Origin of the sequence: Pseudomonas sp. CCNWLW23 (assembly GCF_037095675.1) — a bacterium.
Classification (GTDB): Bacteria; Pseudomonadota; Gammaproteobacteria; order Pseudomonadales; family Pseudomonadaceae; genus Aquipseudomonas; species Aquipseudomonas atacamensis.
Window position 1 is genome coordinate 22,540 of sequence record NZ_JBAWKM010000010.1, and the last position, 11,677, is coordinate 34,216.

Here is an 11,677-nt window from a genome sequence, read left to right on the forward strand (position 1 = left end):
ATCCCGTCGCACCATCTGCCGGCAACGGGATATCTGCCGAATATCCTGAGTCCCCGCCCCATGCCTTTGCTCGAAACGCCTTTCGCCCAGCTCGACCTGATCCGCCAGCCTGAACAGCAGAATGAACCGCTGCAAGCCTTCGATGCGGCGGACGAATACCTGCTCAATCATCTCGCCAGCGAACAACCTGCGAGCAGCACGCGCGTGCTGGTGCTCAATGACAGCTTTGGCGCCTTGGCGATCAGTCTGTTGGACAAGGTCGAGGTGAGCAGTAGCGGCGATTCGTTCCTGGGTTTCGTCGGGCTGGAAAAGAATCTGCTGCGCAATGGTCAGGCGTTCGATGCGATTCGTCCGATTCCGGCCAGTGAGCCCTTGGTCGGGCCGTTTGACCGGGTGCTGATCCGCGTCCCCAAAACTCTGGCGCTATTGGAAGAACAGCTGATCCGCCTGCAAGGACAACTCGCTCCCGGCGCGCAAGTGATCGCCGCCGCCATGGTCAAGCATCTGCCGCGTGCTGCCGGCGATCTGCTGGAGCGCTACATTGGACCGGTACAGGCGTCGCTGGCAGTGAAAAAGGCGCGATTGCTGATCGCCACACCTGAAAGCAAAGCGCCCGCCACATCGCCCTATCCCACTCGCTATCGCCTCGACGAACCAGCGATCGAATTGCTCAACCACGCTAACGTGTTCTGCCGCGAAGGCCTCGACATCGGCACTCGCGCGTTTTTGCCGCATCTGCCGAAAAACCTTGGCCACGCGCGAGTCGCCGATCTCGGTTGCGGCAACGGTGTTCTGGCAATCGCCAGCGCCCTGCAGAACCCGGATGCGCATTACACGCTGGTCGACGAATCGTTCATGGCGGTGCAATCGGCTGCCGAGAACTGGCGCGCGGCATTGGCCGATCGCGAGGTCATCGTGCGCGCTGGCGATGGTCTGGCCGGGCAGGCGCCGCAGTCGCTGGACGTGGTGCTGTGCAACCCGCCGTTCCATCAGCAGCAGGTGGTTGGCGATTTCCTCGCCTGGCGCATGTTCCAGCAGGCGCGCGAGGCACTGGTGGTTGGTGGTGCGCTGTACATAGTCGGCAACCGGCATCTGGGCTATCACAGCAAACTGGCGCGCCTGTTTCGTGGTGTCGAGCAAGTGGCGGCGACGCCGAAATTCGTCATCCTCAAGGCGCGCAAATAAAACTGCGGCGTAAAAACCCTCCGTGAGGAGGGTTGCAAATCCATACCCGAAGGCGCCGGGACGGGATGTTTCAGTGGGTGGTCAAACCTGCGGCATTCATGAACATGCGCATCAGGCTGGCGGCGATGAACAACACGCCGACACTGCCAACCCAGATCAGAGCCAACCAGCCGAGCCGCTGCCACAGCGGCTTTTTTTCGGCTTTTTCAATGTCGTGCAGGGAATGTTTGCCGGTCATTGCATCGATCTCCGTTAAGCCAAGGCGTCACTGCGGACGCCTTCGCGAGCAGGCTCGCTCCCACAGGGCAAGCCCAGCATGGGATTAGTGGTAACCGTCTTCGTGGGTGACCTTGCCGCGGAACACGTAGTAGCTCCAGAAGGTATACCCCAGGATGAACGGAATGATGAACAACGTGCCGACCAGCATGAAGCCCTGACTTTGCGGCGGCGCGGCGGCGTCCCAGATCGAGATCGACGGCGGCACGATGTTCGGCCACAGGCTGATGCCCAAGCCGCTGTAGCCGAGGAAGATCAGCACCAGGGTCAGCAGGAACGGCGTGTAGTTGGCATTACGTGCCACCGCGCGAATCAGGCCGTACAAGGTGACCAGCACCAGAATCGGCACCGGCATGAACCAGAACAGATTCGGCATGCTGAACCAGCGCGAGGCGATTTCCGGATGCGACAGAGGCGTCCACAGGCTGACGACACCGATAACTGCCAGCAGCACGAATGCCAGCGGTCGCGCCAGGTCATGCATCTGCTCCTGCAATTTGCCTTCGGTTTTCATGATCAGCCAGGTGCAGCCGAGCAAGGCATAGGCCACCACCAGCGCCGCGCCGCAGAACAGCGTGAACGGCGTCAGCCAGTCCAGTGAACCACCGGCGAACTGGCGATTGACCACCGGCAGACCATCGATGAACGCTCCCAGCGCCACGCCCTGAAAGAACGTTGCCGCGATCGAACCACCGATGAATGCCTTGTCCCACAGATGACGTTTTTCATCCTTGGCCTTGAAGCGGAACTCGAAAGCCACGCCGCGAAAGATCAGGCCCATGAGCATGAAGATCAGCGGCAGGTACAGCGCCGACAACACCACCGAATAGGCCAGCGGGAAGGCGCCGAACAACGCCGCGCCACCCAGTACCAGCCAGGTTTCGTTGCCGTCCCAGACCGGGGCGACGGTGTTCATCATCACGTCGCGATCGGTCTTGCCGGGTACGAACGGGAAGAGAATGCCAATGCCCAGGTCGAAGCCGTCCATGACCACGTACATCATGATGCCGAAGATGATGATCACGGCCCAGATCAGCGGAAGATCGATACCCATGAGTCAAATCTCCTTGGTCAAGCGAGTGTTGTCTTCGTGCTCGCCCTCGGCCGGATCGTCGGCTGCGGACAACGGACGTGCCGGGGTGCGTTTCTTGCCTGGACCACCGTCCGGTGTTTCGCTGCCTTCGCTGATCTTCGGCCCTTTGCGCACCAGGCGCATCATGTAGCCGAGACCGGCGCCGAACAGGGCGAAATAGACCACGACGAACATGATCAGGGTGATGCTCATCTGCATGAAGCTGTGGTTGGACGAAGCATCGGCAGTGCGCATCAGGCCGTAGACCACCCATGGCTGACGGCCGATTTCCGTGGTGAACCAGCCAGCGAGAATCGCGATCAGACCGGACGGCCCCATCCACAAGGCCAGATGCAGGAACGGCCTCGAGGTATACAGCGAGTCACGCTTGCGCAGCCACAGACTCCACAAACCGGTGAAGATCATCAGGAAACCGAGGCCGACCATGATCCGGAACGACCAGAACACGATGGTCGAATTCGGCCGGTCTTCCGGTGGAAATTCCTTCAGCGCCGGTACTTGTTTATCCAGCGAGTGGGTCAGAATCAGGCTGCCGAGGTATGGAATCTCTACGGCGAACTTGGTGCGTTCCTCTTTCATGTCCGGCCAGCCGAACAGGATCAGCGGCGTCGCTTCGTCGCCATGGTTTTCCCAGTGGCCTTCGATCGCCGCGATTTTTGCCGGCTGGTGCTTGAGCGTATTGAGGCCGTGGAAGTCGCCGATCACAGCCTGGATCGGCGCGACGATCAACGCCATCCACATCGCCATCGACAGCATGGTGCGGATCGCCGGGTTGTCCCTGCCGCGCAGCAGGTGCCAGGCCGCCGACGAGCCGACGAAGAACGCCGTCGCGACGAACGCGGCCGTGGCCATGTGCATCAGCCGGTAAGGGAATGACGGGTTGAAGATGATTGCCAGCCAGTCGGTGGGGATCACCTGACCGTTGACGATTTCAAAGCCTTGCGGGGTCTGCATCCAGCTGTTGGAGGCGAGAATCCAGAAGGTCGAAATCAGCGTGCCGATCGCTACCATCACCGTCGAGAAGAAGTGCAGGCCGCGCCCGACCTTGTTCCAGCCGAACAGCATCACGCCGAGGAAACCGGCTTCAAGGAAAAACGCCGTAAGCACTTCATAGGTCAGCAACGGTCCGGTGACGGCACCGGCGAAGTCGGAGAAACGACTCCAGTTGGTGCCGAACTGATAAGCCATGACCAGCCCGGAAACCACGCCCATGCCGAAGTTGACGGCAAAAATCTTCGACCAGAAATGGTAGAGATCGCGGTAGGTGTCGTTGCGGGTCTTCAGCCACAAGCCTTCGAGCACCGCCAGGTAACTCGCCAGGCCAATGGTGATGGCCGGGAACAGAATGTGGAACGAGATGGTGAACGCGAACTGAATTCGGGCGAGATCGAGAGCCTCTAAACCGAACATATGGCTTCCTCTGTCAGGTAATACGGGTAGCTGGCCCGGAGGCCTGCACCACTGCCCCCACGGATATGGAGTGCGGCGAATTCGGATTCGTTCTTTTTTTGCAACCATCGCAACGCAGGGAGTCTGGCCAAATGGCCGCCAGATCAGTTCCGGTCGGGGTCTTGATCTGGATCAAGCAACGTTGAAAGAGTAGTCCCATTTTTGCCAATGAACTGCGTGGTGGTTTGCCGCGTGACAAGTTGCCTCACTCCCCTGTGGCGAGGGGATTTATCCCCGTCCGGCTGCGCAGCAGTCGTCGTCGTTTCGAGATTTTGGGGCCGCTGCGCGACCCAACGGGGATAAATCCCCTCACCACAGGGGTGATTGTCAGCATGAAAGATCGATGTCTGGCTAACTGAATTGTTTCTCGTAGCAACTTCCTGTTACAGACTGGTGATAATCTCGCCGTTCACTCGTCCAAGACCTGCCTTCAGATGCCCACACAAGAGCCCCTGCTGTTACGTCACCATCGTCCGTTCATGGCTTTCTGGCTGGCGCGGATTTTCACCGCCAGCGGGTTCCAGATGCTCACCGTGGCAATTGGCTGGAACCTGTATCAACTGACCGGCAACGTGCTGGATCTGGGCCTGGTCGGGCTGGTCGAATTCGCCCCGCGGGTGCTGTTCATGCTGCACACCGGGCATGTCGCTGATCGCTACGATCGGCGCAAGGTCGCCGCGCTTTGCCAGTCGTTGCAGGCGTTGATTGCCTTGGCGCTGGCCATCGGCAGCGCCACCGATCACGTCACCCGCGAGATGATTTTCATCCTCGCCTTTCTGCTCGGCGCCGCCCGTTCGTTCGAGATGCCGACGACTCAGGCGCTGCTGCCGAGCATCGTCCCAAGTGCGCTTTTCCCCCGCGCAGTTGCCGCCGCGCAATCGGCGCAGCAGTCGGCCACTATCGTCGCCCCGGCCCTCGGCGGTTTGCTCTATGCATTCGGCAGCGTCTGGGTCTACGGCCCGACCGTGCTGCTGTATGTGATCGCCTGTTCGCTGATGCTCAACCTGCCGGCACGCCAGACGCCATTGAATAAAGGCAAAGCCACGCTGGACTCGCTGCTGGCGGGGATTCGCTTCATCCGCAGCCGCCCAGACATCCTCGGCGCGATCTCGCTGGACCTGTTCGCCGTGTTGCTCGGCGGCGCCACGGCGTTGCTGCCGGTGTTCGCCAAGGACATTCTGCTGACCGGCCCGTGGGGTCTGGGCTTGCTGCGTTCGGCACCAGCGGTGGGTGCCCTGCTGATGTCGCTGTTTCTCGCGCGATATGCCGTCGAACGCAACGTGGGCCGAGTGATGTTCACCGCCGTCGGCATCTTTGGCGTCGCGACCATCGCTTTCGGTCTGTCGACCTCGTTCTGGTTCTCCCTGGCGGTGCTGGTGGTGCTCGGCGCAGCGGACATGATCAGCATGGTCATCCGTGCCTCGTTCGTACAGCTGGAAACTCCCGACGAAATGCGCGGCCGGGTCAGCGCGGTGAACGGCCTGTTCATCGGCGCATCGAACCAGTTGGGCGAATTCGAATCCGGCCTCACTGCCCACTGGTTCGGCACCGTGCCGGCGGTGGTCATGGGCGGGATCGGCACCCTGGTGGTGACGGGGACGTGGATCAAACTGTTTCCGACGTTGGCGAATCGGGACCGGATGCATGTGCCGGTGGAAGAGAAGGCCTGAATCTTTCAGGCCATCAACTCCCCCGCCACCCTCGCCCGCAACGCCTTGCCACCAAGCTGCTCGACCAGGGTCAAGGCAAACTCCAGTGCCGCGCCCGAGCCTTGGGCGGTGATGCAGTTGCCGTCGACCACCACCGGTTGATCAACAAACGTACAGCCGGACAACTGATGGCTGGCGCCGGGCAGGCAGGTCATGCGGCGCTGGCGCAGCACGCCTGATGCTTGCAGGGCGACAGCCGGGGCTTCGCCGATGGCGGCGAACAGTCGGCCGGCGCTGGCTTGGTCCTTGAGCAACTGCTGCAAGGGCTGATGCGCCGCCAGATGCTGCGAACCGACGACACCGCCCGGCAGGGCAATGAGGTCAAAAGTCTGTGCCAGTACATCGACGAGCATGCCGTCGGCAGTCAGCCGGGTGCCGCGTGCGCAGGTCAGCATGCGCCGGCCTTCGATGCTGGCGGCGACCACTTCGATGCCGGCGCGGCGCAGCACGTCGATCAGGGTCACGCTTTGCAAATCGTCGATGCCTTCGGCGAGGGCAATCAGGGCTCTGGAAGTCATGGGCGCTTTCCGCTGGATAGTCAGTCAAGCGTAGTCAGCTTTGTCCCACCTTGTTCGCAGACAGCCGTTACTTGATGTAAAGCTGGGTCGAAAGCGTGTTGCGCGGGGCGTTGATCGAGGTGTTGCTGAAGTTGAAGGTGCCTTGCTGTTTGCCGGCCAGATCGAAGGTATAAAGAGAACCGACGGTTTTGCTGCCAGGGGTGCATTCAGTGAGATTGCCATTATCGAAGGCGCACACCGGGCTTCGGGTGCCGTTGACCTCGAAGCCATCCAGAGTCACGTGTGGCTGGTTCTGGCCATAGCCGACTTCCAACACGAAGACCTTGATATTCGTCCCGCTGTGATTGCATTGGGTTTGCGGCTGGCTATCGGCAATATCTTCCAGTCCGCAGGAAGGTGACTGCACTTTGATCACCTTCACTTCGGTCAACGGCGGCGCCGAGGCCGCGAACGCCGGAGCTGTCGCCAGCAGTGCTGCAATCCATCCGAAAATCCTGATCCCGCCGTTGCGCATGCCTGCCCACTCCAAAAAATCAGCGCGCAGTATGGCGCAGTTGTCGGCTGCGCAAAACTTCGCCGACGATCGACACCAACATCCGCCAAATTCCTCACGCGGCTGGTATGATGCGCGGCTTTTTCCGGCCCACGACAATTTCCCAGGCGCTTGCGACGGTCTGTGCTTTGCTGTTGAGGTCGATACATTCACGGCGCCACGCGCGCCACGGGGAGCAGACATGCTGGAAAGGCTGTTTCAACTCAAGGCACACAACACCAACGTGCGCACCGAAATTCTTGCGGGCGTCACGACTTTCCTGGCCATGGCTTACATTCTGTTCGTCAACCCGAGCATCCTCGGCGAGACCGGCATGGACAAGGGCGCAATTTTCGTCGCCACCTGTCTGGCGGCCGCCATCGGCTCGACCGTGATGGGCCTGATCGCCAACTACCCGATCGCCCTCGCTCCGGGTATGGGCCTGAACGCCTTCTTTACCTACACCGTGGTGCTGCACATGGGCCACACCTGGCAGGTGGCGCTGGGTGCGGTGTTCATTTCCGCCGTGCTGTTTTTCCTGCTGTCGATCTTCCGCATCCGCGAATGGATCATCAACGCCATTCCGCTGCCACTGCGCTCGGCGATTGCCGCCGGTATCGGCCTGTTCCTGGCGCTGATCGCCCTGCACAACGCCGGTATCGTGGTCAGCAACCCGGCGACCATGGTCGGCCTCGGCGATTTGACCAAACCGGCGCCGATTCTGGCCACCGTCGGCTTTGCCGTGATCGTCGCCCTCGAAGCACTGAAAGTGCGCGGCGCAGTGCTGATCGGCATTCTCGCCGTAACCATCGCCTCGATCGTACTGAACGTCACCGAGTTCGGCGGCATCATGTCGATGCCGCCGTCGCTGGCGCCGACCTTCCTGCAACTGGACATCAAAGGCGCACTGGACATCGGTCTGGTCAGCGTGATTTTCGCCTTCCTGTTCGTCGACCTGTTCGACAACTCCGGGACCCTGATCGGCGTCGCCAAGCGCGCCGGCCTGATGGGCAAGGACGGCCACATGCCGAAAATGGGCCGTGCGCTGATCGCCGACAGTACGGCGGCCATGGCCGGCTCGCTGCTGGGTACTTCGACCACCACCAGTTACATCGAATCCGCTGCCGGCGTCAGTGCCGGTGGCCGCACGGGCCTGACCGCCATCGTCGTGGCAATCCTGTTCCTGCTGGCGCTGTTCTTCTCGCCACTGGCGGCCAGCGTTCCGGCCTTCGCCACCGCGCCAGCGCTGCTGTTCGTCGCCGTGCTGATGACTTCGGGCCTGGCGGAAATAGACTGGGACGACATCACCGTGGCGGCGCCGGTTGTGGTCACCGCACTGGCCATGCCGTTCACCTATTCGATCGCCAACGGCATCGCCTTCGGCTTCATCGCCTGGACCGCCATCAAGCTGCTGTCCGGCCGTGCCCGTGAGCTGAACCCGGCTCTGGTGATTCTGTCGATTCTGTTTGTGATCAAGTTGGGTTGGTTCAACGCATGAGTTTCGATTCCCAAGCCTACGCCGAACAACTCGAGGCCAAGGTCACGCGCTTGCGTGATCTGCTGGCATCGTTCGATGCACCCGAGCCGACGGTGTTTGACTCGCCTCTGCAGAACTTCCGCCTGCGCGCCGAATTCCGCCTGTGGCGCGAGGGCGGCGAGCGGCATTACGCGATGTTCTCTCAGGACGACAAGCGCACGCCGATACTCATCGAAGAATTCCCGATTGCCAGCCTGCGCATCAACCAGTTGATGCCGCAGTTGAAGGCCGCGTGGCAAGCCAGTTCGGCGCTGAGCCACAAGTTGTTCCAGGTCGAATTCCTGACCACGCTGGCCGGCGACGCGATGATCACCCTGTGCTATCACCGTCCGCTGGACGAGCACTGGCATGCGGCGGCAACTCAGTTGTCGGCGGATCTGGGCGTGAGCATCATCGGCCGCTCCAAAGGCAAGCGCGAAGTGCTCGGTCAGGACTATGTCGTGGAGAAACTCGAAGTCGGCGGCCGCACCTTCAGCTATCGCCAGCCCGAAGGCGCGTTCACCCAACCCAACGGCACGGTGAACCAGAAGATGCTCAATTGGGCATACGAAGCCTTGGGCGATCGCAGCGACGATCTGCTCGAGCTGTACTGCGGCAACGGTAACTTCACCCTGCCGCTGGCGACTCGCGTGCGCAAAGTGCTCGCTACCGAAATCAGCAAGACTTCGGTCAACGCGGCCCTGAGCAATCTCAGCGAAAACGCTGTGGATAACGTCACGCTGGTGCGCTTGTCCGCCGAGGAACTGACCGAAGCGCTCAACGAAGTGCGCCCGTTCCGTCGCCTGCACGGCATCGATCTGAAGAGCTACGAATTCGGCAGCGTCTTCGTCGACCCACCACGCGCCGGCATGGACCCGGACACCTGCGAACTGACCCGGCGCTTCGACAACATCCTCTACATTTCCTGCAACCCGGACACCCTGGCGGCTAACATCGCCCAGTTGCATGACACCCACCGCATTACCAAGTGCGCGATGTTTGACCAGTTCCCGTGGACCCATCACATGGAATCCGGTGTGCTGCTGACCCGGCGTTGATTGCGGGTAGCTGATACGGAAAAGCCGTCGTGATTGACGGCTTTTTTGTGGGGAATCTTTTGATCTGTGCGATCACCGAACATAAAACGCCAAGGTCATTTCTGTCCAATTGACCGATGTAACCATCTAGTACATTTTATCTCCACAGGCTGAACCCTCTCGGCCGATGCCAAAAACAAGAAGTGGAGTTACCCCATGTCCCCTACCGTTCTGGTGCTTAACGGCCCGAACCTGAACCTGCTCGGCACTCGCGAGCCGGCGACTTATGGTCATGAAACCCTGGCGGATATTTCCGCGCTGTGTGGTCGCGCGGCTGACGAGTTCGGTCTGACCGTGGAATTTCGCCAGACCAATCATGAAGGCGAGCTGCTCGACTGGATTCACGCCGCGCGTGGTCGTTGTGCCGGGATCGTGATCAATCCGGCGGCGTGGACGCACACGTCCGTGGCGATTCGCGATGCCTTGGTCGCCAGCGAGCTGCCAGTGATTGAAGTGCACCTGTCCAACGTCCACGCCCGTGAGCCGTTTCGTCATCATTCATTTGTTTCCGACATTGCCACGGCGGTGATGTGCGGGTTCGGCAGCCATGGCTATCGCCTGGCGCTGGAGCATTTCAGCCAGCGGTTGCAGAGGTAAGAAACCATGTCGCGTTCCAAGGTGATACTCGCCGGGCTGATCGGCGCCGGGATTCAGGCTTCACGCACGCCGGCACTGCATGAGCACGAAGGTGATGCGCAGGGCCTGCGGTATCTGTACCAGCTCATCGACCTCGATCAATTGCGCCTCGACAGCACGGCCCTGCCCGACTTGCTGCAGGCGGCGGAGCGAATGAATTACACCGGGCTGAACATCACTTTCCCGTGCAAACAGGCGGTCATCCCGCTGCTCGATGAGTTGTCGCCGGAAGCCCGTGGCATCGGCGCGGTGAACACGGTGGTGCTGAAGGACGGCAAGCGTGTCGGCCACAACACCGATTGCCTCGGTTTCGCCGAGGGTTTTCGCCGGGGTCTGACAGACGCTGCCCGTGAACGCGTCGTCCAGATGGGCGCCGGTGGCGCTGGCGCGGCGGTGGCCCACGCGCTGCTCAGCGAAGGCGTACGGCAATTGACGATTTTTGATGTCGACCGCGAGCGTGCCGAGAGCCTGGCAAACAATCTCAATCAACATTTTGGCGCCGGTCGCGCACAGGCGGGGCGGGATTTGCCCGTGGCGCTGGCGCAGGCCGATGGTCTGGTCAACACCACGCCGATGGGCATGGCCAAGCTGCCGGGTTCACCGGTGCCGGCCGGGTTGCTGCGCAAGGAAATGTGGGTCGCGGAGATTGTGTATTTCCCGCTGGAAACCGAACTGCTGCGCGACGCCCGCGCCTTGGGTTGCCGCACGCTGGATGGCGGCAACATGGCGGTGTTTCAGGCGGTGAAGGCGTTTGAACTGTTCAGCGGCGTGGTGCCGGATGCGCAGCGTATGCTCGAGCATTTTCAGAGCATGAATGGCTGAACAACAGGGTAACTCTGTGGGAGCGAGCTGCTCGCGAAGGCGTCGATTCAGTCAACGAACAGGGCGACTGACACACCGCTTTCGCGAGCAGGCTCGCTCCCACAGGGAAGATCGAGTCAGGCCTTCAGGTAGCGCAACACCGATTCGCAGATCATCTCGCGGTGGCGCTGCTTGATGGTTTCGTCCGGCAGGTCGATCTGGAAGATTTCCCCCAGCGTGTGGCGGTTCGACACGCGATAGAAGCAGAACGAACTGATCAGCAGATGCACGTCCAGCGCATCGATGCCTCGCCGGAACAGACCTTCGTCCGCGCCCCGTTGCAGAATCCCGCCCAAGGTATCGAGGATCGTGTTGTTTAGCGCCTTGATCGCATCGGAACGCTTTACGTACTCGGCGTTGTGGATGTTTTCGATGCTGACGATGCGCACGAAATCGACGTTGTGGTCATGGTGATCGAAGGTGAATTCCACCAACCGACGGATCGCCAGCTCGGGCGGCAGCTCGTCCAGGTGCAGGCGGTTTTCCGTGCTGCGGATATCGCCGTAAAGCTTCTCCAGCACCTCGACGTACAACTGCTCCTTGCTGCCGAAGTAGTAATAGATCATGCGCTTGGAGGTGTGGATACGCTCGGCGATCGCGTCGACGCGGGCGCCGGACAAGCCCTGCTGGACGAACTCGACGATCGCCTCCTGCAGAATGTTCTCGCGGGTCTTTTCCGGATTGTTCTTGCGACTCTTGCGCGGCACTGCGTCGGACTCGACAGCAGCGGCGGAAAGTTCTGAATTCATGGTCATCGCGGGCTCACGGCCATCACTGCACAAGCTGGCGATTATGGGCCGCGCGG

General features: G+C 61.0%; 12 protein-coding genes. 6 read left to right on the plus strand and 6 right to left on the minus strand.

What is annotated here, in order from left to right:
* The first annotated feature begins 60 nt into the window (after window positions 1-60).
* Window positions 61-1,185, plus strand: coding sequence for a class I SAM-dependent methyltransferase (locus V8J63_RS14400; RefSeq protein WP_336464223.1), 1,125 nt, complete (start codon window positions 61-63; stop codon window positions 1,183-1,185).
* 70 nt (window positions 1,186-1,255) lie between these two features.
* Here V8J63_RS14400 and V8J63_RS14405 read toward each other — a convergent pair whose 3' ends face one another.
* The 3 genes from V8J63_RS14405 to V8J63_RS14415 all read right to left on the minus strand — a co-directional run bounded on the left by V8J63_RS14405 (window position 1,256) and on the right by V8J63_RS14415 (window position 3,964).
* The gene (locus V8J63_RS14405; RefSeq protein ID WP_336464224.1) at window positions 1,256-1,423 is read right to left on the minus strand and encodes a DUF2474 domain-containing protein; all 168 of its coding nucleotides are present in this window, start codon (window positions 1,421-1,423) and stop codon (window positions 1,256-1,258) included.
* An 84-nt stretch (window positions 1,424-1,507) separates the two neighbouring features.
* Window positions 1,508-2,515 carry a cytochrome d ubiquinol oxidase subunit II gene (gene cydB / locus V8J63_RS14410; RefSeq protein ID WP_024014408.1) on the minus strand — a complete coding sequence of 336 codons (1,008 nt, stop codon included), beginning with the start codon at window positions 2,513-2,515 and terminating at the stop codon, window positions 1,508-1,510.
* Window positions 2,516-2,518: 3 nt separating this feature from the next.
* Entirely contained in the window at window positions 2,519-3,964 is a 1,446-nt protein-coding gene (locus tag V8J63_RS14415) for a cytochrome ubiquinol oxidase subunit I (protein ID WP_024014409.1), read from the minus strand.
* Window positions 3,965-4,437: 473 nt separating this feature from the next.
* On the opposite strand from V8J63_RS14415, the gene V8J63_RS14420 reads away from it, so the two are divergent.
* On the plus strand, window positions 4,438-5,673 hold the full coding sequence (locus tag V8J63_RS14420) for an MFS transporter (protein WP_336464225.1): 1,236 nt from the start codon (window positions 4,438-4,440) through the stop codon (window positions 5,671-5,673).
* A gap of 5 nt (window positions 5,674-5,678) precedes the next feature.
* On the opposite strand, the gene V8J63_RS14425 is transcribed toward V8J63_RS14420, so the two are convergent.
* Both V8J63_RS14425 and V8J63_RS14430 read right to left on the minus strand, forming a co-directional pair.
* On the minus strand, window positions 5,679-6,230 hold the full coding sequence (locus V8J63_RS14425) for a DJ-1 family glyoxalase III (protein ID WP_336464226.1): 552 nt from the start codon (window positions 6,228-6,230) through the stop codon (window positions 5,679-5,681).
* Between the two features lie 67 nt (window positions 6,231-6,297).
* The gene (locus tag V8J63_RS14430) at window positions 6,298-6,744 is read right to left on the minus strand and encodes a DUF4879 domain-containing protein (RefSeq protein WP_336464227.1); all 447 of its coding nucleotides are present in this window, start codon (window positions 6,742-6,744) and stop codon (window positions 6,298-6,300) included.
* A 220-nt stretch (window positions 6,745-6,964) separates the two neighbouring features.
* Here V8J63_RS14430 and V8J63_RS14435 point away from each other — a divergent pair, with 220 nt between their 5' ends.
* From V8J63_RS14435 to V8J63_RS14450, 4 genes are all read left to right on the plus strand, one after another.
* Window positions 6,965-8,260: an NCS2 family permease gene (locus tag V8J63_RS14435; RefSeq protein WP_016773083.1), complete on the plus strand. Its 1,296-nt coding sequence runs from the start codon at window positions 6,965-6,967 to the stop codon at window positions 8,258-8,260.
* A complete protein-coding gene (gene trmA, locus V8J63_RS14440; RefSeq protein ID WP_123443299.1) occupies window positions 8,257-9,336 on the plus strand; it encodes a tRNA (uridine(54)-C5)-methyltransferase TrmA in 1,080 nt (359 codons plus the stop codon). Before V8J63_RS14435 ends, trmA begins: the two co-directional genes overlap by 4 nt.
* 195 nt (window positions 9,337-9,531) lie before the next feature.
* The gene (gene aroQ, locus V8J63_RS14445) at window positions 9,532-9,972 is read left to right on the plus strand and encodes a type II 3-dehydroquinate dehydratase (RefSeq protein ID WP_130927855.1); all 441 of its coding nucleotides are present in this window, start codon (window positions 9,532-9,534) and stop codon (window positions 9,970-9,972) included.
* Window positions 9,973-9,978: 6 nt separating this feature from the next.
* Entirely contained in the window at window positions 9,979-10,833 is an 855-nt protein-coding gene (locus tag V8J63_RS14450; protein WP_130927854.1) for a shikimate dehydrogenase, read from the plus strand.
* 116 nt (window positions 10,834-10,949) lie between these two features.
* On the opposite strand, the gene V8J63_RS14455 is transcribed toward V8J63_RS14450, so the two are convergent.
* Window positions 10,950-11,627, minus strand: a complete 678-nt coding sequence (locus V8J63_RS14455; RefSeq protein ID WP_016773079.1) for a TetR/AcrR family transcriptional regulator — start codon at window positions 11,625-11,627, stop codon at window positions 10,950-10,952.
* Window positions 11,628-11,677: the final 50 nt, after the last annotated feature.